The following is a 26,458-nucleotide window of genomic DNA, read 5'->3' as shown; positions in this document are numbered from 1 at the left end:
CCCCCCCCCCCCCCCCCCCCCCCCCCCCCCCCCCCCCCCCCCCCCCCGCCTTCGACAGTTTTCCGCGATCTGATGGAACGGCCTTGGGGTCAGATCCGTTTTCCGGAGGAAACCGGATCTGACCCCAGATTCATTTCGATATCTGACAGATGTGTCGACCAAGGTCGACACCTACCCACAGCACACGGAATCTGTCGGAGGTGGGGCGGGGGGGGGGGGGGGGGGGGGGGGGGGCCGGGGGGGGGGGGGGGGCCCCGCGGCGGGGGGGGGGGGGGGGGGGGGCCCGCCCCCCCCCCCCCCCCCCCCCCCCCCCCCGCCAACCCCCGGAATACCCGCTTCTGACGTTGACGTTGCTTGAAGGCTTCGGCAGGTGCAGGGCGCAGCCCTGCCGAACCCAACCGACTTCCGCCACTTGCGGTGGCAGCGACGGCCCACTAGCCTTCGGCCGTCGTTCACCACCCAAGGACCTCCCGTGAAACACCGTCATCTCCTGCTGGCCTCGGCAATCGCCGCCGCCACGCTGGCCCTGGCCGCCTGCAAGAAGGAAGCTGCGCCAGGCACTGATACCGCCAGCAGCAGCGCCCCGGCCGGCGAAACCGCCGACCAGTTCGTGGCCCGCATCAATGCCGAATTCAAGGCCGCCTACCCGGAGATGACCTCGGCGCAGTGGCTGTCCTCCACCTACATCAACAGTGATTCGGAACGCATCGCGGCCAAGGCCAACGAGCGCTCGCTGACCCAGCTCAACAGCTGGATCGAACAGGCCGCCAGGTTCGACGGCAAGCCGATGAGCGAGGACAGCAAGCGCGCGATCCACCTGCTGAAACTGATGTCCTCGATGCCGGCACCGCGTGACCCGGCCAAACTGGCCGAGCTGACCCAGATCGCCACCCGCATGGAAGGCAGCTACGGTGCCGGCAAGTACTGCACCGATGCCAACGATCCCAACTCCTGCCGCCAGCTGGGCGAGCTGGAGCAGGTGCTGGCACGCAGCCGCGATTACGACAAGCAGCTCGACGCCTGGCAGGGCTGGCACAGCACCACCAGGAGCATGCGCGGCGACTACCAGAAATTTGTCGGTCTGGTGAACGAAGGTGCCAAGGGCATGGGCTTCACCGATGCCGGCCAGATGTGGCGCAGCGGCTACGACATGCCGCCGGAGCAGATCGGCCCGGAAACCGATCGCCTGTGGGAACAGGTCAAGCCGATGTACGAGCAGCTGCACTGCTACGCACGCGGCAAGCTGGACAAGACCTACGGCAAGGACAAGGCCGAAGTAGGCAACGGCCTGATCGCCGCGCACCTGCTGGGCAACATGTGGCAGCAGGACTGGTCGAATTTGTGGGACCAGCTGGAGCCGTATCCGGGTGCCGGCAGCCTGGACATCACTGCAGCGCTTGAAAAGCAGTACCAGACCAACCTGAGCGCGGCGCTGGCCAAGGCCGGCAAGGATGCCAACGTAGCGGCGCAGTACAAGGCACAGCGCGAAGCCGAACTGCGTACCGCCAGGCAGATGACCGAGCGCGCCCAGGACTTCTACGTGTCGCTGGGCATGCCGTCGCTGCCGCAGTCGTATTGGGAAAAGACCCAGTTCATCAAGCCCGACGATCGCGACGTGGTCTGCCACGCCAGTGCCTGGGACATGAACATGGAAGGCGACGTGCGCACCAAGATGTGCATCAAGCCGAACGAAGAGAACTTCACCACCATCTACCACGAGCTGGGCCACATCTATTACGACCTGGCCTACAACCCGCTGCCGCCGCTGTTCCAGGGCGGTGCCAACGATGGCTTCCATGAAGCGATCGGCGACACCATCGTGCTGGCGATGACGCCCAAGTACCTCAGCTCGATCGGCCTGGTTGATGCGCCGACCGAAAGCCGCGAAGCGGTCATCAACAACCAGATGCGCATGGCGCTGTCGGGCGTGTCGTTCCTGCCGTTCGGGCTGATGATCGACCGCTGGCGCTGGGGCGTGTTCGATGGCTCCATCACCGCCGACAACTACAACAAGGCGTGGTGGGACCTGAAGGCCAAGTACCAGGGCGTGGCCCCGCCCAGCACCCGCGGCGAGGAGTTCTTCGATCCGGGCGCGAAGTACCACGTGCCGGGCAACACCCCGTACACCCGCTACTTCCTGGCGCGCATCCTGCAGTTCCAGTTCTACAAGGGCCTGTGCGACGCGTCCGGCTACAAGGGCCCGCTGCATGAGTGCACCTTCTACGGCAACAAGGAAGCCGGCCAGAAGTACTGGGCGATGCTGAGCAAGGGTGCCAGCCAGCCGTGGCAGGCCACGCTGAAGGAGCTGACCGGCACCGACAAGCTCGATGCCGGCCCGATGATCGAGTACTTCACCCCGGTCAACGAGTGGCTGAAGCAGCAGAACGAAGGCCAGATGTGCGGCTGGCAGGCCAACGCGGCCCCGGCGGCGAAATGAGAAAAGGGGCGGGTCCGCGAGGACCCGCCCCTTTCCGGTAGTGCCGGCCGCTGGCCGGCAACTACGCGATGAAGACCCAACGGGCAGCCGGCCAGCGGCCGGCTCTACCGAAAGGCCTGTCAGCTTTTCTTCTTCGCGGCCATCGCTGCGGCCAGCTCGGCCTTGAATTCCTCGAAGGTCTGGCCCTTGTCCCTGGCTTCGGCCTGTGCGGCATCGCGCAGCGCATCGGAGTACATCAGGCGCACCGGCGTGCCGTTGCGCTCGTGCAGTTCACCGGCCTGCATGATCAGCGCCAGCACCTGCGCAGCGCTCTCGCTGTGGCCCGCGATGCGGCCGTCCATGCCCAGCACCCATTCGCCGTCACGGCGCACGACACCGGCCAGCAGGGTGCGCTGCGCATCGCGCAGCTCGGCATGCGGTTCCACCGGCGATGCCTGCGCGGCGGCCTTGTTGGCGGCCTGCTTTTCCTGGCGACGGCGCTGGTCGCGGCGGGTCTTGGAACTGGTGGACATGGTGCGGTACCGCTGCGAAGGGGGGCGCAAGGATAGCGCACCCCGCCCGCAGCGCTGCTTCACGCGTGCTCGATCCAGTATGGTCAGTCCAGCACCTTGCCGTGCCGCCAGTAGCCCATGAAGGTGATCGCGCGGCGGTCCAGCCCGCAATCGCGCACCAGGTGGCGGCGGATCGCCATCACCGCCCCCGCCTCGCCCGCCACCCAGGCGTACAGCGGCCCGGCCACGCAGGTGTCGGCCTGCTCCCAGAGGATCTGCGTATCGACGTCGATCTCCTCCAGCGCATCGCCAGCAGCCACGCTTGAAGTCGCTGACAGCCGTTCCTGGACCGCCTGCAGCAGCGGCTGGCCATAGGCGGCCTGCCCACGCGGCAACCACACCAGCTCGGCTGTGCCCGGCGCTTTCAACGGCACCGCATCGCCGGCCTGGGCCACTTCCAGCAATGCCAGCGTGCGCGGCGGATCAGGCATGTCCGCCAGCTCTTCGAGGATGCCCGCCACCGCAGGCAACGCCGTTTCATCGGCCACCAGCAGTACCTGGCCGACACCGGCTGGTGGCTTCCACTCCCAGCCTTCGCTGCTCTCGGCACAGTCGGCATCGGGGGCCAGCAACACCACGCGGTCTCCCGGCCGTGCATGCATGGCCCAGCGCGAAGCGGGTCCGGTCACCCCGTGGATGACGAAATCGACGTCGACCTCGCCCTGCTCCGCACGCAGCTGGCGGATGGTGTAGGTGCGCATCGGCGGGCGCTGATCGTCCGGCAGCGCCCGGTAGCGCGGGTACCAGTCCTCGCCGCTGGGGACCTGCGGCAGGTCCTGGCCGGGCAAGGGGAAGAACACCTTGATGCGCTGGTCCGGGCCATCGGTCTTCATCCGCGCCACGTCGGCACCGGTGAACACCATGCGGTCCAGGGAAGGGGAGAGAACGCGGCGCTCCTTCAGCGCCACCTCGAACAGGCGGTAGGTCTGCTGCGCAGCCATGGGGGTACCTCATGCAACGACAGTGGATCGGCTGGCTGTCGTGCACCCGTGCACCGGCTGGCTGGAGTACCCAGCCTAGTCCGGTGGTTTCCCGTCGCAAGTGCTGCGGGCGTCACGGCCCGCCCTACCCCTGCACGCTGCTCAGTGACCTGTGCTGGCCGCCTGCGCCGTGTGTTCGCGCTGGTGTTCCCAGTACCAGAACACGAAACCAGCACCGAAGAACGCGGCCTGGCCCAACGCCAGGTGCAGCGGGCTGGCGCTCAGCAGCGGCGATACCACGCCGGCCACCACGGTGCTGATCATCAGCTGCACGAAGGCCTGCAGCGACGAGGCCAGGCCGCGCTGGTGCGGGTACATGTCCAGCACCGCCAGCGCCAGGATCGGGAAGATCAGCGCCATGCCCATGCCGCCCAGGAAGATCGGCAGCACCGCCCACGGCAGCACGAACTGCGGGGCCAGCGCCACGTAGCCGACGTTCAACAGCACCGACAGCGCGCACAGGCCGAAACCGATGGCGACCTGGCGGGTAGGCGTGGTGTGCCCGGCCATGCGCCCAGACAGGAACGAGCCGGTGGTCATGCCGCCGATGGTGGGGATGAACAGCCAGGCGAAGCCGCCCTCGCCCAGATGCAGGTGCTGCATCACGAACACCGGCGCCGAGGAGATGTACAGGAAGATGCCACCGAAGCCGATGCTGCCGGCCAGCGCCAGGCGCAGGAAGCGCGGGTTGAAGCCGATGCGCAGGTAATCACGCATCAACGTGCGCGGCGACAACGGCACGCGCGCTTCAACCGGATGGGTCTCCGGCAGGTAGCGCGCAGTGGCCGCCAGCAGGACCAGCCCGAACACCACCAGGAACCAGAAGATCAGCGGCCAGCCGGCGCCACTGAGCAGGATCCAGCCACCGATGATCGGTGCGATGGCCGGGGCGATGCCGAACAGCATCGACACCTGGCTCATCAGGCGCTGCGCGTCGTGGCCATGGTAGAGATCGCGGATCACCGCGCGGCCAACGATCATGCCGACACCCGCCGACAGGCCCTGCAGCGCGCGGAACGCCAGCAGCGTGGTCAGGTCGGTGGACAGCGCGCAGCCGACCGAGGCGCCGACGAACACCACCAGGCCACCGAGGATCACCCACTTGCGGCCCCAGGCATCGGACAGCGGGCCGTGCGCCAGGCTCATCAGGCCGTAGAACAGCAGGTACACGCTGATGGTCTGCTGCACCGCCACTTCGTCCACCGCCAGGCGCTGGGCCAGCTGCGGGAACGCCGGAAAGATGGTGTCGATCGAGAACGGACCGAACATGGCCAGACCGGCGAGCAGCAGGGCCATGCGGCGGGTGGAGGGAGCAACAGCGGCGGTCATGGGGAAGGCGTCCGGCAGGGCCATGCGCGGCACGCACGGCGGGCGCCGGTCCCCTTCTGCAGGGACGGCGCCAGATGAATTCGGGTATCCACCCATCATAGGTGGGGATTGCGCCCGATGCCATGCAGCGGTGCACAAAACGCACGGCCGGGCCATCGGCCATTCAGGCGCGGCGGCCATGCCTGGAGGCGGCCGGCGGGCCCGCAACGGGCTATAATCAGCGGGCAACACGGTGGGAGAAGCGGAACACCGCTGCCGAAGGCGCAACGCCCGTAATCGCTCAGGCCCGATACCACCCGTAACAGAACTCTGGAGAGACCGGTTCGATCCGGCGCCGAAGGGGCACGAAGCTGCGGTCCGCCGCGCTTTTAAACTCTCAGGCAAAAGGACAGAGGGGCGCCCCGCAGACCGCCGACCGGCGGCTTGTGCCCGTGCGTGTGCCCTTTCCTGACGGATCCTTCGCCATGTCCCAGAACACCCCTTCCCTGCGTGAGCTCGAGCACCACAATGCGTTCGTCGAGCGCCACATCGGCCCCAACGACGCCGAGATCGCGCAGATGCTCGATGTCGTCGGCCACGCGTCGCTGGATGGCATGACCGATGCCATCGTACCGGCCAAGATCAAGTCGCCGGTGCCGCTGGCGCTGCCGGAGTCGATGACCGAAGTGCAGGCACTGGCGAAGATCCGTGCGATCGCCGACAAGAACACCGTGCTGCGCAGCTTCATCGGCCAGGGCTACTACGGTACCCACACGCCGAACGTGATCCTGCGCAACATCCTGGAAAACCCGGCCTGGTACACCGCCTACACCCCGTACCAGGCGGAAATCTCGCAGGGTCGCATGGAAGCGCTGATCAACTTCCAGACCCTGTGCGCCGACCTCACCGGCATGGAAATCGCCAACGCCTCGCTGCTGGACGAAGCCACTGCCGCCGCCGAAGCGATGACCCTGGCCAAGCGTTCGGCCAAGTCGAAGTCGGACACCTTCTTCGTGCACGACGCCGTGCACCCGCAGACCCTGGAACTGCTGCGCACGCGTGCCGAACCGATGGGCATCGTGCTGCGCGTGGGCACCCCGGCCGAAGCGCTGGAAGCGGAAGCCTTCGGCCTGCTGCTGCAGTACCCGGACACCTTCGGCCAGGTCGGCGACTACAAGGCGCTGGTCGATGCCGTGCACGCGCGCGGCGGCCTGGTGGCCGTGGCCACCGACCTGCTGGCCCTGACCCTGCTGGCCGCTCCGGGCGAATGGGGCGCGGACATCGTGGTCGGCAACAGCCAGCGTTTCGGCGTGCCGTTCGGCTTCGGTGGCCCGCACGCCGCCTTCATGGCCTGCCGTGACGCCTACAAGCGCTCGATGCCGGGCCGCCTGATCGGCGTCTCGATCGACGCGCAGGGCAACCCGGCCTACCGCCTGACCCTGCAGACCCGCGAGCAGCACATCCGCCGCGAGAAGGCCACGTCCAACATCTGCACCGCACAGGTGCTGCTGGCGGTGATGGCCTCGATGTACGCCGTTTACCACGGCCCGGACGGCCTGACCCGCATCGCCCGCCGCACCCATCGCCTGGCCTCGATCCTGGCCGCCGCGCTGCGCAACGCCGGCGTGCAGGTCGGCGGTGACTTCTTCGACACCCTGCATGTCACCGGCGTGCACGCCGATGAGATCCACGCCAAGGCACGCGCCGCCGGTTACAACCTGCGCGCGATCGACAGCGACTCGGTCGGCATCAGCCTGGACGAGACCACCACCCGCGCCGACATCGTCGCCGTGGCTGCCGTGTTCGGTGCCTCGCTGGACGTCGACGCACTGGATGCCAGCACCGCCGACGCGTTGCCGGCCGGCCTGCTGCGCCAGTCCGCGTTCCTGACCCACCCGGTGTTCAACACGCACCACAGCGAGCACGAGCTGCTGCGCTACCTGCGTTCGCTGGCCGACAAGGACCTGGCAATGGACCGCACGATGATCCCGCTGGGCTCGTGCACCATGAAGCTCAACGGCACCGCCGAGATGATCCCGGTGACCTGGCCGGAGTTCTCGCAGATCCACCCGCTGGTGCCGGCCGACCAGGCGCTGGGCTACAAGGAACTGATCGACACGCTGGAAGCGATGCTGGTGGAATGCACCGGCTACGACGCGGTCAGCCTGCAGCCGAACTCCGGCGCGCAGGGCGAGTACGCCGGCCTGCTGGCGATCCGCGCCTACCACCGCTCGCGCGGTGAGGAACATCGCGATATCTGCCTGATTCCGGACTCGGCGCACGGCACCAACCCGGCCTCGGCACAGATGTGCGGCATGAAGGTGGTGGTGACCAAGACCGATGCCAACGGCAACGTCGACGTCGAGGACATCCGCCTCAACGCCGAGAAGTACAGCGACCGCCTGGCCGCGATCATGATGACCTACCCGTCCACGCACGGCGTGTTCGAGGAAGAGGTGGTGGAGATCTGCGAGATCATCCACAAGCACGGCGGCCAGGTGTACACCGACGGTGCCAACATGAACGCCCTGGTCGGCGTGGCCAAGCCGGGCAAGTGGGGTTCGGATGTTTCGCACCTGAACCTGCACAAGACCTTCTGCATCCCGCACGGTGGTGGCGGCCCGGGCGTCGGCCCGTGCGCGGTCAAGGAGCACCTGGCCCCGTTCCTGCCGGGCAAGCTGGGTGACAACGGCCCGGTCGGCATGGTCAGCGCTGCCAGCTTCGGCAGCGCCTCGATTCTGCCGATCAGCTGGATGTACATCGCGATGATGGGCCGCGACGGCCTGCGCAAGGCCACCCAGGTCGCGCAGCTCAACGCCAACTACATCGCCAAGCGCCTGGCCCCGCACTTCAAGACCCTCTACACCGGCCGCAACGGCCTGGTGGCACACGAGTGCATCCTGGACGTGCGCCCGCTGGAGAAGACCAGCGGCATCGGCGCCGAGGACGTGGCCAAGCGCCTGATCGACTTCGGCTTCCACGCCCCGACCCTGAGCTTCCCGGTGGCCGGCACGCTGATGGTCGAGCCGACCGAGAGCGAGTCGCTGCACGAGCTGGATCGCTTCATCGACGCGATGATCCAGATCCGCGAGGAGATCACCGCGATCGAAGACGGCCGCCTGGACCGCGAGGACAACCCGCTGAAGAACGCGCCGCACACCGCCACCGCGGTGACCGCGAGCGAGTGGACCCACGCCTACCCGCGCGAACTGGCCGCCTTCCCGCTGGCCAGCCTGAAGCAGAGCAAGTACTGGCCGCCGGTGGCCCGTGTCGACAATGTGTACGGCGACAAGAACGTGATGTGCGCCTGCATCCCGGTCGATGCCTACAAGGATGATGAAGTCGAGGCTTGATTCCTCGCTGCATCGGTAAACAGAACGGTCCGCGCAAGCGGGCCGTTTTCATAAGCGCGTGTGGACCAAGGTCCACACCCACAAACATCCGATCACGGGTCCGGCATCTGCCCCAGGCTCAACTGCCACGACACGCCGAAGCGATCCTGCACCCAGCCGTAGCGGTTGCTGAAGTCATAGTCGCCCACCGGCATCAGCCAGTGGCCGCCCTCGCCCAGCACGCGCGCGGCGCGCTCGAACTGCTCGGCGCCGGAGCACTCGACGAACAGCGAGATCGACGGGCTGAAGGTGAAATCGTGCACGTCCAGGCTGTCAAAGCACAGGTAGTGGGTGCCACCGAGCAGGAAGATGGCCTGTCGGACCTGCCCGGGCACGCCGGCACCGGCGCCGTCCGGATGGCGCTGCATTGCCAGCAGGCGGAAATCGGCGAAGGCCTCGGCGTACAGGGCCAGGGCGGCCTCGGCCTGGCCGGTGAACATCAGGAAGGGGCGGCTGCGCAGCATGCGGTACTCCTGGTCGACGGGCCGCGGACGGCCCACACGATCAGGATGGCACGGCGGATGTGCAGCCCCCGTGGTAGTGCCGGCCGCTGGCCGGCAGCTTCAGTCACGCCTCGCGCATGCGCCGGGCGATGGCGCTGCTGGCGGCGATCGTGGCAGTCAGTGCCACCATCGACAGGAACTGCAGGCGGGTGTGCGACTCGCTCAGCAGCAGGCCGAAGATCAGTGCCAGGATCGCCAGCGCGCAGCAGGTCAGCCACGGGAAGCCGGCCATGCGGAACGGCAGGCGGGTACCCAGGCGATCCGCGCGGCGACGCAGCACCAACTGCGACACCAGCGACAGCGTCCACACCAGCAGGCAGGTGGAACCGACGATGTTCAGCAGCACCGGCAGCACCCGGTCCGGGAACAGCAGCTCCATCACCGTGGCGGCGAAACCGAACAGCACGCTGGCCAGCACGGCGATCACCGGCACCTGGCGCGGATCGGTCCAGCCCAACACGGCCGGCGCTTCGCGGCGCTGCGCCAGCGAATACATCATGCGCGAGGCACCATAGAGGTTGGCATTGAGCGCCGACAGCAGCGCGATCACGGCGATCAGGGTGATGGCCGTACCCGCGCCCGGGATGCGGGCGATATCCAGCACGGCGGCGAACGGCGACTTCAGTGCCTCGCTGGTCCATGGCACCACAGCGATGATCACGCTCAGCGAGCCGATGTAGAACACCAGGATGCGCCAGGCCACGGTGCGGATGGCACGGGCGATGCTGCGCTCGGGATCTTCGGTTTCGGCCGCCGCCACGGCTACGATCTCGGTACCGCCAAAGGCAAAAACGACAACCAGCAGCGCCGCACCGATTCCGGCCAGGCCCTTCGGTGCGAAGCCGCCGTGCTCGGTGAAGTTGCTCAGGCCCGGCGAGGTCACCTGCGGCAGCCAGCCCATCAGCAGCGCCACACCGATGGCGATGAAGGCCAGGATCGCCGCCACCTTGAGGATGGCGAACCAGAATTCGAACTCGCCGAAGTTCTTCACCCCGAGCAGATTGATCGCGGTGAAGAACAGCATGAAGGCCAGCGCCGCCATCGGTACCGGTATCGCCGGCCAGACCGTGGCAAGAAGCCCGGCCGCGCCTACCGCCTCGGCGGCGATCACGATCACCAGCTGCACCCACCACAGCCAGCCCACGGTGGCGCCGGCGGTGGCTCCCATGGCATCAGCGGCGTAGACCGAGAACGCGCCACTGGTCGGCTTGGCCGCCGCCATCTCGCCCAGTGCGTTCATCACGATGATCACCAGCGCACCAGCGACCAGATACGACACCAGAACCGCCGGGCCGGCCGCCTGTACACCCACGCCCGAGCCGAGGAACAGGCCGGCGCCGATGGCGCTGCCCAGACCCATCATGATCAGCTGGCGGGGCTTGAGCGAGTGCCCGAGGCGGGACGGCGAAGCGGTCGGAATCGAGTTGGGCATCGGCGGGGCTGGCGGCGGCTACAGGGGCGACACCTTACCCTGTCCCGTGCCCACGGGGATAGGCACAGCGCAGCAGGCGGCTCAGGCCAGCGCCGGCTCGCCGACGTTGCCACCAATACGGGCCCGGTAGGCGCGCGGCGAGAAACCGGTTTCAGCCTTGAACTTGCGGGTAAAGGCGCTCTGGTCGCTGAAACCGCAGGCCTGGCCGATGCAGGCGATGCTGTCGTCACCGTGCAGCAGGTGCATGGCCATCTGGATCCGCAGTCGGGTCAGCACCTGCTGCGGGGTCATCTGGAACACCTTGCGGAAGCTGCGCTCCAGCTTCGACAGCGAGAAGCCGGTGATGTCCAGCAGGGTCTGCATGCGCACGTTCTCGGCGTAGTGCGCATTGAGGTGGGCCAGGGCCAGCCGCAGCTGCTCGTACTGGGTGCCCAGGCTGTCCTTCTGGCCGAGGTCGCGGGATATGCCGATCAGGCCCTCGATGGCCCCATCGACCACCAGCGGGCGCTTGCAGGTCAGGCACCAGCCCGGTTCGCGGTTGGCGAACAGGTGCAGCTCCATCAGGTTCTCGATCACCTCACCGGACAGCACGCGGGCGTCCTGGTCGACGTAGTCCGCGCTGAGGCCGGTCGGGTAGATTTCAGCCGCGGTACGCCCGATCACGTCCTTGCGCGCGCGCAGGCCCAGCCGCCGCAGCATGGTCTGGTTGACGTGGGTGTAACGCCCCTGAAGGTCCTTGATGAAGAACAGCACATCCGGGATGGCGTCGAACAGGGCTTCGATGTCGGCGGGCTCGACTCGCATGTGGCAAGCATACCCGAGCCTGCTTTTGCCTGTACGTTCACCTTTGCCGGACCTCGGTTTAACGGGCTCGGTTCCAGTGTCGTGGTTCTCTTCAGATCCTCCGGAGCCAACGTCAATGGCCGCCAGCAAGCCGACCGGCAAGCGCGCAACCACCCACGCTGAAAACCAACACCGGGGCAACGGTGATGAACTGCACCAGCAGGCCGGGGGCAGCCATCCGGTGATGACCACCGATCAGGGCATCCCGGTGGCGGACAACCAGAACTCCCTGCGGCAGGGAACCCGGGGGCCCACGCTGCTTGAGGACTTCATCCTGCGCGAGAAGATCACCCACTTCGATCACGAACGCATTCCCGAGCGCATCGTGCACGCACGTGGCAGCGCAGCACATGGCTACTTCGAATTGACCCGATCGCTGAAAGCGCATACCCGCGCGCGCATCCTGACCGAGGTTGGCGTGAAGACACCCGTGTTCACCCGCTTCTCGACCGTGGCCGGTGGCGCAGGTTCGGTGGACACCCCGCGCGACGTGCGCGGCTTCGCGGTGAAGTTCTATACCAGGGAGGGCAACTGGGACCTGGTCGGCAACAACATCCCGGTGTTCTTCATCCAGGACGCCATGAAATTCCCGGACCTGGTGCACGCGGTGAAGATGGAACCGGACCGTGCCTTCCCGCAGGCCGCATCGGCCCATGACACGTTCTGGGACTTCATTTCGCTGATGCCCGAATCGATGCACATGATCATGTGGGCGATGAGCGACCGCGCCATACCGCGTTCGCTGCGCATGATCGAAGGCTTCGGCGTGCACAGCTTCCGCCTGCTGAACGAGGCCGGCGAGTCAACGTTCGTCAAGTTCCACTGGCGGCCCAAGCTGGGTATCCAGTCCACGGTCTGGGACGAAGCGCTGAAGCTGCAGTCGGCCGACAATGACTTCCATCGCCGCGACCTGTTCGAGGCCATCCAGCGCGGCGACTTCCCGGAATGGGAACTGGCGGTGCAGTTGTTCACCGAAGAAGACGCCGACGCATTCCCGTTCGATCATCTGGACCCGACCAAGATCATTCCCGAATCGCTGGTGCCGTTGCAGGTCATCGGGCGCATGGTGCTGGACCGCTGGCCGGACAACTTCTTCGCCGAGACCGAGCAGGTGGCTTTCTGCCCGGCCAACGTGCCACCGGGCATCGACTTCAGCAACGACCCGCTGCTGCAGGGGCGCCTGTTCTCCTACCTGGACACCCAGCTGCTGCGCCTGGGCGGCCCGAACTTCCACCAGATCCCGGTGAATGCGCCCAAGTGCCCGTTTGCCAATCATCAGCGCGACGGCCACATGCAGATGCAGGTTCCCAAGGGCCGGGTGGCCTACGATCCCAGCTCGCTGCAGGACGACACACCACGCGAGACCCCGAGCGGCTTCCGTAGCCACGCCACTGCGGACGACGGTCGCAAGGGGCGGACCCGCGCGGAGAGCTTCGCCGACCACTACAGCCAGGCGCGCATGTTCTTCCGCAGCCTTGAAAAGCCGGAACAGGCCCATCTGGCATCGGCGCTGGTGTTCGAGTTGTCCAAGGTGGAAACGCTGAAGGTGCGGGTGCGTACCGTCAGCCACCTGCGCAATATCGACGACTCACTGGCACAGCGCGTGGCCGACGGGTTGGCGTTGGCTGCACTCCCCGCCCCCGCGCCGACTGCCACCCCGGTGCGGGACATGCCCCCCGCTCCCGAGGTACGCGTGATCGGGCGCAACAAGCCTACCCTGCAGGGTCGCTGCATCGGCATCCTTTTCGATGAAGGCTCCGACGCTCGCATCATTGCCAGCCTGAGCAAAGCAGCCAGGAAAGCAGGTGCAGACGTGAAGCTGGTCGCACCAAAAGTGGGAGGCGCCACGCTCAGTGACGGCAGCGTACAGGCCGCCGATGGGCAACTGGCCGGCACGCCATCGGCCGTGTTCGATGCGGTGGCCGTGGTGCTGAGCGTAGAGGCATCAAAGGCGTTGTCGAAAGAGAGCGCTGCCCTTGAGTTCGTCAGCCAGGCGTGGGCGCACCTGAAGGCCATCGCCAGCGATGCGGGCGGCCAGACGCTGCTGAAGGCGGCAAGGGTCGGCAACGACGCCGGCATCGTCGAAGCGGAAGACGCCAAGGCATTCCTGGCGACGGCCGCCACCCGCCAGTGGGCACGCGAACCCAAGCTGCGCCTGCTGGCCTGACTACAACAACAGGAGAACTGTCATGCCCCGTGGTGACAAATCCGCATACTCCGATAAACAGAAGCGCCAGGCCGAGCACATCGAGGAAAGCGAGCGCGAGCGCGGTGCCAGCGAAGGCACGGCCGAGCGCATTGCCTGGGCGACCGTGAACAAGCAGGATGGTGGTGGCAAGCGTAGCGGCAGCGCGCGCAAGGGTACGAAGAAGGCGACCACCAAGAAGGCGGCCAAGAAGGCGCCTGCCAGAAAGTCGGGCACAAAGAAGGCCACGACCAAGGCGACGGCGGCGAAGAAGGCACCTGCGAAGAAGACGACAGCCAGGAAGGCGGCGGCAAAGAAGGCACCGGCTCGCAAGACAGCCACAAAGAAAACCGCAGAGAAGACAACGGCGAAGAAGGCCGGTACAGCCGCCTCGCGCAGTGCTGCAGCGAAGAAGGCGGCGAAGACACGTGCGGCGAAGAAGACCGTGCGCAAGGTGGCGGCGAAGAAGGCCGCGCGTACCCGCGCGCGCGGCTGAGTCCTTCGATCAGGGCGACAGCGTCCTCATCCACGCGGCAACTTCGGCTGCGGCTGCGTCAGCGCGTGCCTGCAGCAGCAGATGCGGTCCTTCCAGCGAAACATGCCGGGCATCCGGCAAAAGGGCCTGCAGTTCTGCCACACTGGGCGGCCACAGCAGGCGGTCATGGCACGCGTGCAGGCACAGCGTCGGCACGTCGATTGCCGGCAGCAATGCGCGTACGTCGACGCGCAGGGTCGCTGCGGCGCGTTGCCGCAATGTGGCCGCCGGAATCCGGGCCAGCACATCGCGCAGCATCGACAGGTGCTCGCGGGTGCGCCACCGCCCCAGCAGCAGGCGCGCCAGCAACGCCACGGGAGGCAGAGGCCAGGCCGGCGTCAGCAGGGCTGCGCTGGCTGCTGGCAATGGCACCGGCCGACGCGCAAAGGTCGCGGCAAGCACCAGTCCGCGCAGCCCGGCGGGCTGTCGCGTGGCCAGTTCAACCGCCAACGGGCCCGAGAAGGACTCGGCAAGCAGGATGAAGGGATGGCCGGGCAGCTGCGACCACAGCCGTTGGGCCAGCGTGGCGTGATCCTGCCCTCCCTGCGCAGGCAGCGTAATCGCCTGCGTCGTCAGCCCATGAGCCTGGAGTGCTGACAGAAACGGGATCGACAGCCTGCCGGAGCCATCCAGCCCGGGCAGCATCAGCACGTGCTGCGGCGTGGGTGATGCTGAATCACAGCCCGGCTTTTCCTCGCTCCCGATTCCCATGTCACCTCCTTTGCTGGCAAGCATCGCCCACATCGGCAGGCAGCGGCACCTCTGCTCCGGCTCTCCTGCTGCTTTCCCGGTCAAGGTTGAGCGATACTGCCCGCTCTGCCGCGGGACGCGGCTGCCAAGGAGAGCCTCTGATGCGATGGACCTACGCGCTGGCCATGATGGCCATGATGCTGCCACTGAACAGTTCCGCCAACGATGGCTGGATAAACGGGGCAGGCAAGGCGATGCCGGAGACCGATGCCATGAAATCCAGCGGTGGCTTTGCGGCATCGCTGCTGGTCACCTCCGATGCCGACTGGCAGGCCAAGTGGGAGACCCCGCCAGAGACCACTCCCGGTTTTACCCAGGCCGACGAAGTCCACCCGGGCGGTGAATTGTTCCTGCTGACATTCCTGTCCAACCCGCAACTGGATGAGAACCGCGTACCCAAGGTGCACTGCGATCTGCGCATGCTGCGCCCGGACGGCACTACCAGCATCGACGAACGCGATGTTCCCTGTTTCACCGCTGCCCTGCCCGGCCCGCCAACCCTGTTGTACATGACCAACCTGCACCTGAAGTTCGTGGCCGAGGCCAGTGATCCGAAAGGCACGTGGACTGCGCAGGTGGTGGTCAGGGATCTGCTGCGGAATGTGAGCCTGCCTCTGCAGGCTCACTTCGACGTCCGTTGAACGGAGGCATGCGGATGAAGATGCGGCGATTACTGAGCTGGACCGGTCTTGCGCTTTGCGTGGTCTACCTGCTGTTGACCGCATGGCTGGTTCACGGCGCGCAGTCGGACGCGGACCCGAAGGGGGCCTATATCCTGATGTCGCTCCCCATCACCCTGCAGTCTGCTGCACTCGATGCCATCGGCGCAGGCAGCCTGCTGTACGGCAAACCTTGGTCGACCGCGTATGCAGTACTGGTTCCGCCAACACTGCTGTTGCTGTACGCAGCCGGCTGGCTGATCGAACGCGCCGCGGGCGGCCGCTAGCCAGCGGCACCGACCGGTTGCGTGCATGCGGTGCCCTGCATGCGGGGCATCGCATGCAGGGCGTCATCCAACATCCAGTCGCAGGTTGCTTACGCCGCCTGCGCAGGCACGATGGGCATGCGCGCGCCCTGCTCCACCTTGAACACCGCCACCGACGTGGTCAGCGCATGCGCCTGTTCCTCCAGCGCGCGGCTGGCGGCAGTGGCTTCTTCCACCAGCGCAGCGTTCTGCTGGGTCACCTGGTCCATCTGCACCACCACCTGGTTGACCTGCTCGATACCGGCGGCCTGTTCCTTGCTGGCCGCTGCGATGTCGCTCATCAGCTGCGTGGTGCGCGAGCTGGCCTGGGCCACGCGGGCGATCGCGGCTTCCGATTCAACGGTCACCGCCAGGCCACTCTTCACCTTGGCAGCAGCGTCTTCGATCAGCTCCTTGATCTCCTTGGCGGCGACACCGGCACGCTGTGCGAGCGTACGTACCTCGCTGGCGACCACGGCAAAACCACGGCCCTGCTCACCTGCACGCGCGGCTTCAACCGCAGCATTCAGCGCCAGGATGTTGGTCTGGAACGCGATGCCGTCGATCACGGTGGAGATTTCCGAGATGCGTGCCGAGGACTGATCGATCTCACCCATCACCGACGCCATCTGCGCCATCGCCTGCTCGGTTTCGCGTACGGCGGCACCGGCGGCATGCGCTTCACTGTCGGCCTGACGAGCGAGCTCGGCATTCTGGCGCACAGTCGAGGTCAGTTCCTCCATCGATGCGGCGGCTTCTTCCAGGTTGGCGGCCTGCTGCTCGGTGCGGCGCGACAGGTCGTTGTTGCCGGCAGCCAGTTCCTGCGCCGCGTTGTTGATGCTGTCGGCGGCCACCTGGATGCCACGCACGATGCCGGTCAGCTGCGCGGTGGTGGTGTTGGCGTCGTCACGCATGCGGGCGAATACACCGTCGTACTCGCCGTCCATGCGTGCAGTCAGGTCGCCGTGCGAGATCGCACGCAGCACATCGGAGACATCAGCGATGCTGGCCTGCGAACTGGCCATCATGCCGTTGAGATGCTCGACCATCGCCTTGAACTGGAACTGGAACGCAGCGGCATCGCCACGCATGCTGAAATCACCGGCGCGCGCGGCCCGGGCCAGTGCATCGATCTGCGCGTTGATCGCCATCAGGCTCTGCTTCACTGCCGCCAGAGTGCGGGTCAGAGTGCCCTTCTCGCCCGGGTAGTCCGGCAGGTCGCGGCTGAGGTCACCGATGGCGTAACGCTGCATCACTTCAGCCATCAGCAGTTCCACCTGCACGTGCGATTCGACCAGGCTGTTGGTGGCCTGCACCATGCGGCCGAAATCGCCGGGGAAAGCGCTGGCGTCCATGCGGTAGCGGATCGCACCCGCCTCGTGCTGTTCGGCCATCTGCAGCTGTGCGCCGATCGCCGCCTGCACGCTCTGCCGCACGCTGGCCATGGCTTCACCCAGCTGGGTCAGTTCATCGCGGCCGCCAAGGCGGAACTCCTGGTCCAGCTGGCCCTTGGACAGGCGTTCGGCCAGGTTCACCGCGCGGGCCAACGGGCCGGTCAGGCTGCGGCCGATCATCACCGAGGCACCGATGCCCACCAGCAGCGCGACGCCGCCCAGCACCAGCAGCTGCAGCAGGCTGCGCTCGCCCAGGCGGATCGCCTCGGCGGCCGCCTCACGGCTTTCCTTCTCTTCGAAGTCCACGCCATCGGACAGCGCCTTGTTCCAGCCGTTGGCGGCTTCCTGCACCGGGCCCAGGGTCAGCGCCACGGCGCCCGGGTAGTCGCCCTGCTCCATCAGTTCGCTGGTCTGCTTGTTGAGCGGACGCGCGATGGCACGCTTGGCGGCGATGGTTTCGGCAATGGCCTTGCCCTCGGCGTCGCTGGGCAGCGCCTGGTAGGCCGTCCAACTGGCCTCATAGCGCTTGACCAGATCGGCGATGCGCTGTTCATCATGGCCACGGTCATCGCCCTGGCGGATCAGCATCTCGCGGCGAACGACCATCATCTGGTTGTTGGCATCGAGCATCTGCGACAACAGGCGCACCTTGGCCACGCTGACATCGACCACCTGCTGCATCGCGCGCTTCTGCACGACACTGGCGGTGGCGCCGGTGGCCACCACGGCCGCAACCAACAGCAGCAACAGGCCAAAGCCCAGCCCAAGACGCCAGGCAACCCTGACATTCCTCAAGTAGTTCATCGGTACATCCAAAACGGGGGGATGTGGCGTTATCGGCGGCCCGCCAGGCAATCTTGATCGCCAACCGCCAATGGCGTGGGGCACCATTCACCTTGGTGAGCCCTTGGCCGGCGGCACCCGCGCGGGGACGGTGGCGCAACGACCCGACTGCTCATGCAGACGTCAGATCTCTTTCACGGCGGCTCGGCGCGGCCTGCAGGCAAGGTGGTGGCGTCATCTGCTGGAGTTCCCAATGCCATTACCCGTGTACCGATCCACCCTGCTCGCTCTCTCGCTGCTGGCATCGCCGGCGTTCGCGCAGGCACCGCCCCCTGGACTGCCCGCCCCCATCGCCGAGAAGGCCGGACCGGACACCGCAGCACGTTCCGCCCTGCATGCCCAGGTGCTGCTGGATCGCGCGAATTTCTCGCCCGGCCAGATCGACGGTGAAGTGGGCAGCAACCAGCGGCGCGCGGTGTCGGGTTTCCAGGCGGCGCACGGCCTGACCGTCACCGGTGAACTGGACGACGCGACCTGGCAGGCCCTGCAGGCTGATACGGTCACCCCCCTGGCCAGCTACACGCTGACCAGCGAGGATGTCGCCGGGCCGTTCCAGGCGGTGCCGAAGGGCCCCGCCGCACAGGCCAAACTGAAATCGCTGGGCTTCAACAACGTCGAAGAGTCGCTGGGCGAACGCTTCCACGCATCCCCTGAGCTGTTGAAGCTGCTCAATCCGGGCCTGGATCTGAGCAAGGCGGGCAACCGCATCCAGGTGCCCAATGTCGCACCATCGCCGCTACCGAAGGCGGCCAAGGTGGTCGTCGACAAGTCCGATTCCAGCCTGCAGTTGCTGGATGCGCAGGGCAAGGTGATCGCTCAGGTGCCGGTTTCCTCCGGCAGCCAGCATGATCCGCTGCCGATCGGCGAATGGAAGATCCTGGGCGTGTATCGCGACCCGCCGTTCCACTACAACCCCAAGCTGTTCTGGGATGCGCGCAAGGGCGAAAAGAAGGCGACACTGCCGCCGGGCCCGAACAATCCAGTCGGCCGGGTCTGGATCGATCTGTCCAAGCCACACTACGGCCTGCATGGCACGCCCGAGCCCGGCCATGTCGGCAAGACCGAGTCACATGGTTGCGTGCGCATGACCAACTGGGATGCGCTGCGCGTGGCCGATGCGGTGGATACCTCCGTCCCCGTGGTGATGCAGGAGTGAGCCGATGCGTCTTTCGCAGCTGATCGTGCTGGGTGTTCTGCTGGGACTGGGGGCCGGCTGGTGGTTGCGCCGCGATGCAGGCGAGCCGGTAGCCGCCTCGCTGCCGGAAGCACAACCGGCAGCAGCTGTGGCGCCGGCCAAGGGATCCGTAGCGCCGCTCGACACGGCCCCTGCCCCCGCCGCCACCGCACCGTCAGCCGCGCGGACTGCGGATGCGCCGTCGGGTCTGCTGCTGCCGGTACAGGGCGTCCTGGCCTCCCAGCTGCGCGACACGTTCACCGATGCGCGCAGCGAAGGCCGCGTGCACGATGCCATCGACATCATGGCCGATGCCGGTACGCCGGTGCTGGCAGTGGCCGATGGCACGGTGGAAAAACTGTTCGACAGCGAGCGCGGTGGCCTGACGATCTACCAGTTCGAGCCCAGCGGACGCTGGTGCTACTACTACGCGCACCTGCAGCGCTATGCCGATGGCCTGACCGAAAAGCAGGTGATCAGGCGCGGGGAGGTGATCGGTTATGTGGGCAGTACCGGCAACGCCAGCGCTGAGGCCCCGCACCTGCATTTCGAGGTGCACGTGCTGGGACCGGAGAAACAGTGGTGGAAGGGCGAATCGATCAATCCGTACCCACTGCTGAATCCGCCTGCTTCGAAGCCCGGTGCTGCCAGCGCCGCAAGGTGAACGTGAACACCGCCAAGTCAGCCCCAGGAATCAACAGGAGCAGTGCCGCCAATTTCCAGAAGAAGAACGGCCACAACCAGACATAATCCAGGTCAGTCAGCTTCAACAGGTCCAGTGGCGGCTGCAGCTCGACGGTGGCCGCGCGCCCCGCCAGCGCCGGGTCCACCTCCAGCACGGTTACCCGTAGCCATGAGCGGCCGCGTGGCAATGCGTCGCCGCGGCCATAGCCAAAGTAGAACGCCGTTGGGCCGCTGGACTCAACCGAAGCCAGCGCGCGATTGATGCCCTGCCCGGCCACTCCCGAACGCTCCCCTGCACGGAAGTCTTCCTGATCGGTCGGAGTTTCGATGCGCAGCAGCACCTCGGGGTCAGCCTCTGTACCGTCTGCGGCATAGCGCAGGCGCAGCCGCAGATGGTCATCGATGAGGCGGTAGACGGTGATCTGGGCGGTTGCGCCAGGACTCAGCACCAGCGGCACCGTCTGCGTGCGCGACGCCAGGGTATTGGCAGCCGCACCCAGCAGCAGTACCAGGCAGGCGATGCCCCACAGGCTCCACAGCACCCACAGGGTGATCCGCACGACTGTCTCGCCCTTCACGCTGACATCCGGGTCATCACGTCATTTCCCTGCTGGCCGTGCCGACACAGTAACGAAAAAGCCCCGCTTTCGCGGGGCTCTTACTGTCACCTACGCCGGGCAGCGCCCGGCGCTACCTCAGGCGAACGGATCCTGCAGGACCATGGTGTGGTCGCGGTCCGGGCCGGTGGAGACGATGCTGATCGGGCAGCCGGCCAGCTCTTCCAGCGAACGCAGGTAGGCGCGTGCCGCCGGCGGCAGCTCGTCCCACTGGGTGATGCCGTGGGTGTTCTCGCTCCAGCCCGGGAACTCCAGGTACACCGGGGTGCAGTCTTCCCAGCCCTGTGCATCCAGCGGCGCGTACTCGGTGCGCTTGCCGTTGTATTCGTAGGCGATGCAGACCTTGAGCTTTTCCATGCCATCCAGCACGTCCAGCTTGGTGATGCACAGGCCGCTGATGCCGTTGATGGCCACGGCGCGCTTCAGCGCGACGATGTCCATCCAGCCGCAGCGACGCGGACGGCCGGTCGAGGCACCGTACTCGGCGCCGCGGTCACGGATGCCCTGGCCGACTTCGTCGTCCAGTTCGGTCGGGAACGGGCCGCCGCCGACGCGGGTGGCGTAGGCCTTGGCGATGCCCAGCACGTAGTCGATCGAATCGGCGCCGACGCCGGAACCGGCCAGTGCACCACCGACGGTGGTGTTGGAGCTGGTGACGTACGGGTAGGTGCCGTGGTCGATGTCCAGCAGCGCACCCTGCGCGCCTTCGAACAGCACGCGCTTACCCTGCTTGCGCAGGTCGTGCAGGATGCCGGCCACGTCGGACTTCATCGGCTGCACGTATTCGCCGAAGGCCAGCGCTTCGTCGAAGGTCTTCTGGAAATCGACCGCATCGGTGTTCAGATACTTGGTCAGCACGAAGTTGTGGTAATCCAGCGCGGTGCGCAGCAGTTCTTCCAGCTGCTTCGGGTAATGCAGGTCGGCGATGCGGATGCCGCGACGCGCCACCTTGTCTTCGTAGGCCGGGCCGATGCCACGGCCGGTGGTGCCGATCGCCTTGCCGCCGGCAGCGCGCTCGCGCGCCTGGTCCAGGGCGATGTGGTACGGCATGATCAGCGGCGCGGCCGGGGAGATCTTCAGGCGCGAACGCACTTCCACGCCGGAGGCTTCCAGCTCGGCGATTTCCTTCTGCAGCGCGGCCGGCGAGATCACCACGCCGTTGCCGATCAGGCACAGCGCATCGTCACGCAGGATGCCCGACGGGATCAGGTGCAGGACGGTCTTCTTACCGTTGATGACCAGGGTGTGGCCGGCGTTGTGGCCGCCCTGGAAGCGCACGACGGCGCCGATTTCCTCAGTGAGCAGATCGACGATCTTGCCCTTGCCTTCATCGCCCCACTGGGCACCCAACACTACGACAGACTGACCCATGACGGGCTCCTCATATGTTGCGGCCATCGGGGCCGCGGACGGTTGAACCGTGGCGGGGCTGGCCAGCACCTTGAGGGCGGCTCCAAACGGGGAGCAGCCGGCGATGGAAGGCCCAGACACGGAAAAAGCCGAACGGGGAGGCCCGTCCGGCTTTTGTGCATTATCCGGGTTTCCGGGGTCGGGTGCCACCTTTCCGACGGACGGCTTCACCGGCCGGTCAGCCGCCCCGCCCGGTCGTGCTGGCCGTTGGCCGGCAATGCCAACCAAGGTTGGCATCTACCAGAGCCGGGCCACGCATGTACCGGCCGGTCAGGTGCCTCCCGGTAGTGCCGGCCGCTGGCCGGCAATGCCAACCAAGGTTGGCAGCTACCAGAGCCGGGTCACGCATGTGCCGGCCAGTCAGGCACCTCCCGGTAGTGCCGGCCGCTGGCCGGCAATGCCAACCAAGGTTGGCATCTACCAGAGCCGGGCCACGCATGTGAACGCAGGCGGCCGCTGGTGGGCAATCCCAGGTTGCCGGCCAGCGGCCGGCACTACCCTTTCAATGCCGCGCCCACCACAGCAGGCTCAGGCCGGCCAGCAGCACCAGCCCGCCGAAGCTGCGCAGGGCCGGGCTGGGCAGGTCCAGCAGGCGCTCGGCCATGCGCTTCCAGGCGAACGGGGCGACGAACAGGAACAGGCCTTCCAGCACCGCCACCAGGCAGACGGCGGCGAACAGATCTTTCATGGGGGACTCCGGAAAAAGCACGGGGCCCGGCATCTGGCCGGGCCCCGTGGGGTACTGCCCTGCGACCTCAGCGGTCGTTCTTCAGGTACTGCAGGAACGGGTCGTTCTTGTCGAGCACGATCACGCCGTTGCCGTCGGTCATGGAGCCACGGTAGGCCTCCAGGCTGCGGTAGAACGCATAGAACGACGGGTCGGCCGAGCCGGCCTTGCCGTAGATGCGCGCCGCATCGGCGTCGCCTTCACCGCGCAGGCGCTGTGCATCACGCTCGGCCTCAGCGATCAGCACGGTGCTGTCACGGTCGGCCTGGGCGCGGATGGTCAGCGACTGCTCCTCGCCCTCCGCACGCAGCTTGGCCGCTTCCTGCTTGCGCTGGGCGCGCATGCGCTCGTACACGTCATTGATCACCTGGCTGTCGGTGGGCAGGTCCACCTGCTTGATGCGCAGGTCGATCATCTGCATGCCGAGGCCGGCCACCGCTTCGTTGATCCCCTTCAGCTGCTCGGCGATCAGCTCGCTGCGGTCGCCGGAAACCAGCTGCTGCAGGGTGCGCGAGTTGATCTGGTTGCGCAGCGAGTCGGTGATGATCGGAGCCAGGCGGGCATTGGCAATGCGCGGATCGCCGCCGGTGGCGCGGAAGTAGTCACCCACGTTGGAGATGTAGCCGATGGCGAAGAAGTCGACGCTGACGTCCTTCTGCTCGGCGGTGAAGTAGCGCGCCGGGGCGGTGTCGAGCACCTGGAAGCGGCGGTCGAAGACCTTCACCGTTTCCACCACCGGCACCTTGAAGTGCAGGCCCGGCTTGATGTCCGAACGCACCACCTTGCCCAGGTTCAGCACCATGGCGGTCTGGTCCTCACGGACCACGTACACCGAGCCGAGCAGGCCCAGCACCACCGCCACGATCACGGCGATCCAGATAGGACTTTTCATCGGCTGCCCTCCTCACGGCCGCTCGGTCGCCCGGTCGGGCGGCCCACCGGCCGGCCCGGATCACGGGAAGCTTCCACCGCTGCACCCGGCAGCGACGGCATCACCACGTCGGGGTTCGCCACTGCGGCCGGGGCCGACGTGCTGGGACGGGTGTCGCCGGTCATCGGCACGTAGATCAGCTGGCGGCCATCGCCCCCGATCACCTTGCGGTTCTCGCTCAGCACCTGCTGCACGGTCTCCAGCCACAGGCGCTTGCGGGTCACTTCCGGCGCGTCCTTGTACTGGGCCTGCAACAGGCTGAAGCGCTGCGCGTCACCCTCGGCCTTGGACACCACGGCCTGCTTGTAGCCTTCGGCGGTGGTACGGGCACGCGAGGCCTGGCCTCGGGCTTCCGGCACGACCTTGGCGGCGTAGGCCTGGGCTTCGTTGATCAGGCGCTCCTTGACCTGCTGGGCACCGTTGACCTCGTCGAAGGCCGGCTTCACTTCTTCCGGCGGACGGGCGTCCTGCAGGGTCAGGCCGGTCACGGTCAGGCCGGTCTTGAACGCCTTCAGCAGCGCCTGCAGGCGCTCCTCGGCAGCCACGGCCAGCGGGCCACGGTTGTTCAGTACCGCATTGAGGTCGGCGCGGCCGACTTCCTCGCGCACCGCGCTCTGCGCCGACTGCTCCAGCACCTGGTTGGCATCGACGGTGCCGAACAGGTACAGCTGCGGGTCGTCGATGCGGTACTGGACGTTCAGCGAGACGTTGACGATGTTCTCGTCGCGGGTCAGCACCGGCACCTGGATCGAGAAGGTCTTGATCTCGGTGGCGTTGACCTTGGTGACCGATTCGATCGGCCACGGCAGCTTGAAATTCGGGCCGGGCTGCAGGATGCGCGAGAACTGGCCGAAGCGCAGCACCACGCCACGCTGCTGTTCGCCGATCAGCTGGAAGCTGGAGAACAGCACCAGCAGCACCACGGCCGCCACCACCCAACGCATGATGCCGCCGTCGAACAGGTCCTTCAGCGGCCCGGGCAGTCCGCCCCAGCCACCACCATTGCCACCGCCGCGCGACCCGAAGGGCCCGCGTCGATTGTCCTCGGGGCCTTGTCCGCCCTTGTTGCCGCCGGGTGTATTCCAGGCCATGCACGCTCCATCAAGATTTGGGCTGCGGCGCGGGCCCTTCCCGCACCACCAGCCGTGAAACCATCACCGATCATACAAGATGGGGCGGATCGGCAGGATCGAAAGGGGGGCAACGGGGTAAGGTGGCGTTTTCCTCGAAGTCAGGCAACGCCGATGGCCCCCACCACCCCGTTCACCGCCTTCCGCATCGAAAACGACGCCGCCGGTTACCGCAGTGGCCTGGCCCAGCTCAATGTCGACGACCTCAACCCCGGCCAGGTACTGATCCGCGCCCACTGGTCTTCGGTCAACTACAAGGATGCCCTGGCCGGCACCGGCAAGGGCAGGATCCTGCGCCGTTTCCCGCTGGTGGGGGGCATCGACGTGGCCGGCACCGTGGTTGCCAGCACCGATCCAGACTGGCGTGAAGGCGATGCGGTACTGGCCACCGGCTGCGGCCTCAGCGAAACCCGCGACGGCGGCTACAGCCAGTATGTGCGGCTGGAATCGAGCGCGGTGATCGCGCTGCCGGCCGGGCTGAGTGCCCGCGAGGCAATGGTGCTGGGCACCGCCGGCTTCACGGCGGCGCTGGCGCTGCTGCGCCTGCAGGACAACCGGCAGACCCCGGAGCTCGGCCCGCTGGCGGTCACCGGCGCCAGCGGCGGTGTGGGCGCGCTGGCGCTGTCGATCTTCAGTCGTGCCGGCTACACCGTGCACGCAGTCAGCGGCAAACCGGACCAGGCCGAGTTCCTGCATGGTATCGGCGCCACTGAAGTACTACCGCGCGAGGCACTGTCCGACACCGGCCCACTGCAGTCGGCCCGCTTCGGCGGCGGCCTCGACAATGCCGGAGGCGACATGCTTGCCAGCCTGCTGGCACAGACGGTGCCCTACGGCAGCGTGGTCAGTGCCGGCCTGGCAGCCAGCCCGACGCTGGACATGACGGTGATGCCGTTCATCCTGCGCGGCGTGTCACTGCTGGGCGTGTCCTCGGCCAATGCACCGCGCGGGCTGCGCGAAGAAGTGTGGTCGCGGCTGGGCAGTGACTGGAAGCCGCAGCAGCTGGACCGCATCTGCACCGCCGAAGTCGGCCTCGATGGCCTTCCTGCCGTGTTCGAACGGATGCTGGCGGGCGGTTCGCTGGGCCGCACCGTGGTGCGGATCGACTGAACGTCGCAGGCAGGCGACGGACGGCAGATGCGCCCCTCCCGCCAGTAATGGGCGCGCACTACACTGCGGGCATTACATGGGGAACAACATGGCACGCATTCTGATCGTCGACGACTCACCGTCGCAGCTGTTGGGGATACAGCGCATCGTCGAGAAGCTCGGGCACCAGATCCTGACCGCCACCGATGGCGCCGCCGGGGTCGAAACCGCCAAGGCCGAGCTGCCCGACCTGGTCCTGATGGACGTGGTGATGCCCAACCTCAATGGCTTCCAGGCCACCCGCACCCTCGCCCGCGACGAGGCGACCCGGCATATCCCGGTGATCCTGGTGACCACCAAGGACCAGGACACCGACCGCATGTGGGGCATGCGCCAGGGCGCCAAGGCCTACATCACCAAGCCGTTCTCGGAAGACGAGCTGTCCGAGGTGCTGGAGCGGGTGTTCGCCGGGCAGGGCTGAGACACGCGCGGTAGTGCCGGCCGCGGGGCGGCCCCCCCCCCCCCCCCCCCCCCGCCCCGACGCTTGCGGGCCCCGGGCGGGCCCCCCCGCACCTAGGG

Annotated in this window: 22 protein-coding genes, 1 pseudogene and 1 riboswitch; of the genes and pseudogenes, 10 read left to right on the top strand and 13 right to left on the bottom strand. The window is 67.0% G+C overall.

Features of this window, described 5'->3' with window-relative positions; translation table 11 throughout:
* Window positions 1–472 precede the first annotated feature (472 nt).
* Window positions 473–2,437, top strand: coding sequence for a M2 family metallopeptidase (locus V3B25_RS19260; protein WP_329811379.1), 1,965 nt, complete (start codon window positions 473–475; stop codon window positions 2,435–2,437).
* Window positions 2,438–2,556: 119 nt separating this feature from the next.
* Here the strand turns inward: V3B25_RS19260 and V3B25_RS19255 are convergent, their stop codons facing one another.
* The 3 genes from V3B25_RS19255 to V3B25_RS19245 all read right to left on the bottom strand — a co-directional run bounded on the left by V3B25_RS19255 (window position 2,557) and on the right by V3B25_RS19245 (window position 5,297).
* Complete coding sequence (locus V3B25_RS19255; protein ID WP_329811378.1) at window positions 2,557–2,949, bottom strand: hypothetical protein; 393 nt, start codon at window positions 2,947–2,949, stop codon at window positions 2,557–2,559.
* An 83-nt stretch (window positions 2,950–3,032) separates the two neighbouring features.
* On the bottom strand, window positions 3,033–3,929 hold the full coding sequence (locus V3B25_RS19250) for a siderophore-interacting protein (RefSeq protein ID WP_329811377.1): 897 nt from the start codon (window positions 3,927–3,929) through the stop codon (window positions 3,033–3,035).
* A 141-nt stretch (window positions 3,930–4,070) separates the two neighbouring features.
* Window positions 4,071–5,297: a multidrug effflux MFS transporter gene (locus V3B25_RS19245; protein ID WP_329811376.1), complete on the bottom strand. Its 1,227-nt coding sequence runs from the start codon at window positions 5,295–5,297 to the stop codon at window positions 4,071–4,073.
* Window positions 5,298–5,596: 299 nt separating this feature from the next.
* A riboswitch (glycine riboswitch) is annotated at window positions 5,597–5,699 on the top strand.
* Window positions 5,700–5,761: 62 nt separating this feature from the next.
* Between V3B25_RS19245 and gcvP the strand changes: the two genes are divergently transcribed.
* The gene (gene gcvP, locus V3B25_RS19240; RefSeq protein ID WP_329811375.1) at window positions 5,762–8,629 is read left to right on the top strand and encodes an aminomethyl-transferring glycine dehydrogenase; all 2,868 of its coding nucleotides are present in this window, start codon (window positions 5,762–5,764) and stop codon (window positions 8,627–8,629) included.
* A 92-nt stretch (window positions 8,630–8,721) separates the two neighbouring features.
* Here gcvP and V3B25_RS19235 read toward each other — a convergent pair whose 3' ends face one another.
* The 3 genes from V3B25_RS19235 to V3B25_RS19225 all read right to left on the bottom strand — a co-directional run bounded on the left by V3B25_RS19235 (window position 8,722) and on the right by V3B25_RS19225 (window position 11,407).
* On the bottom strand, window positions 8,722–9,132 hold the full coding sequence (locus tag V3B25_RS19235; protein ID WP_005410627.1) for a VOC family protein: 411 nt from the start codon (window positions 9,130–9,132) through the stop codon (window positions 8,722–8,724).
* Between the two features lie 103 nt (window positions 9,133–9,235).
* Entirely contained in the window at window positions 9,236–10,603 is a 1,368-nt protein-coding gene (locus V3B25_RS19230; RefSeq protein ID WP_014038111.1) for an amino acid permease, read from the bottom strand.
* A gap of 81 nt (window positions 10,604–10,684) precedes the next feature.
* Entirely contained in the window at window positions 10,685–11,407 is a 723-nt protein-coding gene (locus V3B25_RS19225; RefSeq protein WP_032127825.1) for an AraC family transcriptional regulator, read from the bottom strand.
* 172 nt (window positions 11,408–11,579) lie between these two features.
* Here V3B25_RS19225 and V3B25_RS19220 point away from each other — a divergent pair.
* Together V3B25_RS19220 and V3B25_RS19215 are read left to right on the top strand one after the other, a co-directional pair.
* Window positions 11,580–13,613, top strand: a pseudogene (locus V3B25_RS19220) (catalase); the annotation flags it as partial.
* A gap of 22 nt (window positions 13,614–13,635) precedes the next feature.
* Window positions 13,636–14,127: a hypothetical protein gene (locus V3B25_RS19215; RefSeq protein ID WP_329811373.1), complete on the top strand. Its 492-nt coding sequence runs from the start codon at window positions 13,636–13,638 to the stop codon at window positions 14,125–14,127.
* 9 nt (window positions 14,128–14,136) lie between these two features.
* Here the strand turns inward: V3B25_RS19215 and V3B25_RS19210 are convergent, their stop codons facing one another.
* Window positions 14,137–14,877 carry an alpha/beta hydrolase gene (locus V3B25_RS19210; RefSeq protein WP_154353151.1) on the bottom strand — a complete coding sequence of 247 codons (741 nt, stop codon included), beginning with the start codon at window positions 14,875–14,877 and terminating at the stop codon, window positions 14,137–14,139.
* A gap of 140 nt (window positions 14,878–15,017) precedes the next feature.
* Between V3B25_RS19210 and V3B25_RS19205 the strand changes: the two genes are divergently transcribed.
* Both V3B25_RS19205 and V3B25_RS19200 read left to right on the top strand, forming a co-directional pair.
* Window positions 15,018–15,557 carry a hypothetical protein gene (locus V3B25_RS19205; protein ID WP_005414174.1) on the top strand — a complete coding sequence of 180 codons (540 nt, stop codon included), beginning with the start codon at window positions 15,018–15,020 and terminating at the stop codon, window positions 15,555–15,557.
* Window positions 15,558–15,571: 14 nt separating this feature from the next.
* A complete protein-coding gene (locus V3B25_RS19200; RefSeq protein ID WP_044570698.1) occupies window positions 15,572–15,862 on the top strand; it encodes a hypothetical protein in 291 nt (96 codons plus the stop codon).
* A gap of 89 nt (window positions 15,863–15,951) precedes the next feature.
* Here V3B25_RS19200 and V3B25_RS19195 read toward each other — a convergent pair whose 3' ends face one another.
* Window positions 15,952–18,078, bottom strand: a complete 2,127-nt coding sequence (locus tag V3B25_RS19195; RefSeq protein ID WP_114619096.1) for a methyl-accepting chemotaxis protein — start codon at window positions 18,076–18,078, stop codon at window positions 15,952–15,954.
* A 232-nt stretch (window positions 18,079–18,310) separates the two neighbouring features.
* Between V3B25_RS19195 and V3B25_RS19190 the strand changes: the two genes are divergently transcribed.
* Window positions 18,311–19,273, top strand: coding sequence for a L,D-transpeptidase family protein (locus V3B25_RS19190; protein WP_049421233.1), 963 nt, complete (start codon window positions 18,311–18,313; stop codon window positions 19,271–19,273).
* A gap of 4 nt (window positions 19,274–19,277) precedes the next feature.
* Window positions 19,278–19,955, top strand: a complete 678-nt coding sequence (locus V3B25_RS19185) for a M23 family metallopeptidase (RefSeq protein ID WP_329811372.1) — start codon at window positions 19,278–19,280, stop codon at window positions 19,953–19,955.
* Here V3B25_RS19185 and V3B25_RS19180 read toward each other — a convergent pair.
* From V3B25_RS19180 to hflK, 5 genes are all read right to left on the bottom strand, one after another.
* Window positions 19,891–20,553 (bottom strand): hypothetical protein, encoded by a 663-nt coding sequence (locus V3B25_RS19180; protein WP_329811371.1) that lies wholly within the window; start codon window positions 20,551–20,553, stop codon window positions 19,891–19,893. The genes V3B25_RS19185 and V3B25_RS19180 overlap by 65 nt on opposite strands.
* 117 nt (window positions 20,554–20,670) lie before the next feature.
* Window positions 20,671–21,963, bottom strand: coding sequence for an adenylosuccinate synthase (locus tag V3B25_RS19175; RefSeq protein WP_049421231.1), 1,293 nt, complete (start codon window positions 21,961–21,963; stop codon window positions 20,671–20,673).
* Window positions 21,964–22,504: 541 nt separating this feature from the next.
* Window positions 22,505–22,690 carry a DUF2065 family protein gene (locus tag V3B25_RS19170; RefSeq protein ID WP_005410640.1) on the bottom strand — a complete coding sequence of 62 codons (186 nt, stop codon included), beginning with the start codon at window positions 22,688–22,690 and terminating at the stop codon, window positions 22,505–22,507.
* Between the two features lie 67 nt (window positions 22,691–22,757).
* Window positions 22,758–23,621, bottom strand: coding sequence for a protease modulator HflC (locus tag V3B25_RS19165; RefSeq protein WP_010482785.1), 864 nt, complete (start codon window positions 23,619–23,621; stop codon window positions 22,758–22,760).
* Window positions 23,618–24,751: an FtsH protease activity modulator HflK gene (hflK, locus tag V3B25_RS19160; RefSeq protein ID WP_329811370.1), complete on the bottom strand. Its 1,134-nt coding sequence runs from the start codon at window positions 24,749–24,751 to the stop codon at window positions 23,618–23,620. The genes V3B25_RS19165 and hflK overlap by 4 nt, the downstream gene beginning before the upstream one ends.
* A gap of 153 nt (window positions 24,752–24,904) precedes the next feature.
* Between hflK and V3B25_RS19155 the strand changes: the two genes are divergently transcribed.
* Window positions 24,905–25,900, top strand: a complete 996-nt coding sequence (locus tag V3B25_RS19155; protein ID WP_329811369.1) for a YhdH/YhfP family quinone oxidoreductase — start codon at window positions 24,905–24,907, stop codon at window positions 25,898–25,900.
* An 88-nt stretch (window positions 25,901–25,988) separates the two neighbouring features.
* Window positions 25,989–26,360, top strand: a complete 372-nt coding sequence (gene pilH, locus V3B25_RS19150) for a twitching motility response regulator PilH (RefSeq protein WP_005410644.1) — start codon at window positions 25,989–25,991, stop codon at window positions 26,358–26,360.
* Window positions 26,361–26,458 lie beyond the last annotated feature (98 nt).

Source organism: Stenotrophomonas sp. SMYL8, from assembly GCF_036320065.1.
Lineage (GTDB): Bacteria > Pseudomonadota > Gammaproteobacteria > Xanthomonadales > Xanthomonadaceae > Stenotrophomonas > Stenotrophomonas maltophilia_A.
This window is presented reverse-complemented; position numbering and strand designations above follow the sequence as displayed.

Coding starts and splice junctions, on each gene's coding strand:
- V3B25_RS19255 (WP_329811378.1), bottom strand. CDS start 2,949: ATGTCCACCAGTTCCAAGACCCGCCGCGACCAGCGCCGTCGCCAGGAA.
- V3B25_RS19250 (WP_329811377.1), bottom strand. CDS start 3,929: ATGGCTGCGCAGCAGACCTACCGCCTGTTCGAGGTGGCGCTGAAGGAG.
- V3B25_RS19245 (WP_329811376.1), bottom strand. CDS start 5,297: ATGACCGCCGCTGTTGCTCCCTCCACCCGCCGCATGGCCCTGCTGCTC.
- gcvP (WP_329811375.1), top strand. CDS start 5,762: ATGTCCCAGAACACCCCTTCCCTGCGTGAGCTCGAGCACCACAATGCG.
- V3B25_RS19235 (WP_005410627.1), bottom strand. CDS start 9,132: ATGCTGCGCAGCCGCCCCTTCCTGATGTTCACCGGCCAGGCCGAGGCC.
- V3B25_RS19230 (WP_014038111.1), bottom strand. CDS start 10,603: ATGCCCAACTCGATTCCGACCGCTTCGCCGTCCCGCCTCGGGCACTCG.
- V3B25_RS19225 (WP_032127825.1), bottom strand. CDS start 11,407: ATGCGAGTCGAGCCCGCCGACATCGAAGCCCTGTTCGACGCCATCCCG.
- V3B25_RS19215 (WP_329811373.1), top strand. CDS start 13,636: ATGCCCCGTGGTGACAAATCCGCATACTCCGATAAACAGAAGCGCCAG.
- V3B25_RS19210 (WP_154353151.1), bottom strand. CDS start 14,877: ATGGGAATCGGGAGCGAGGAAAAGCCGGGCTGTGATTCAGCATCACCC.
- V3B25_RS19205 (WP_005414174.1), top strand. CDS start 15,018: ATGCGATGGACCTACGCGCTGGCCATGATGGCCATGATGCTGCCACTG.
- V3B25_RS19200 (WP_044570698.1), top strand. CDS start 15,572: ATGAAGATGCGGCGATTACTGAGCTGGACCGGTCTTGCGCTTTGCGTG.
- V3B25_RS19195 (WP_114619096.1), bottom strand. CDS start 18,078: ATGAACTACTTGAGGAATGTCAGGGTTGCCTGGCGTCTTGGGCTGGGC.
- V3B25_RS19190 (WP_049421233.1), top strand. CDS start 18,311: ATGCCATTACCCGTGTACCGATCCACCCTGCTCGCTCTCTCGCTGCTG.
- V3B25_RS19185 (WP_329811372.1), top strand. CDS start 19,278: ATGCGTCTTTCGCAGCTGATCGTGCTGGGTGTTCTGCTGGGACTGGGG.
- V3B25_RS19175 (WP_049421231.1), bottom strand. CDS start 21,963: ATGGGTCAGTCTGTCGTAGTGTTGGGTGCCCAGTGGGGCGATGAAGGC.
- V3B25_RS19170 (WP_005410640.1), bottom strand. CDS start 22,690: ATGAAAGATCTGTTCGCCGCCGTCTGCCTGGTGGCGGTGCTGGAAGGC.
- V3B25_RS19165 (WP_010482785.1), bottom strand. CDS start 23,621: ATGAAAAGTCCTATCTGGATCGCCGTGATCGTGGCGGTGGTGCTGGGC.
- hflK (WP_329811370.1), bottom strand. CDS start 24,751: ATGGCCTGGAATACACCCGGCGGCAACAAGGGCGGACAAGGCCCCGAG.
- V3B25_RS19155 (WP_329811369.1), top strand. CDS start 24,905: ATGGCCCCCACCACCCCGTTCACCGCCTTCCGCATCGAAAACGACGCC.
- pilH (WP_005410644.1), top strand. CDS start 25,989: ATGGCACGCATTCTGATCGTCGACGACTCACCGTCGCAGCTGTTGGGG.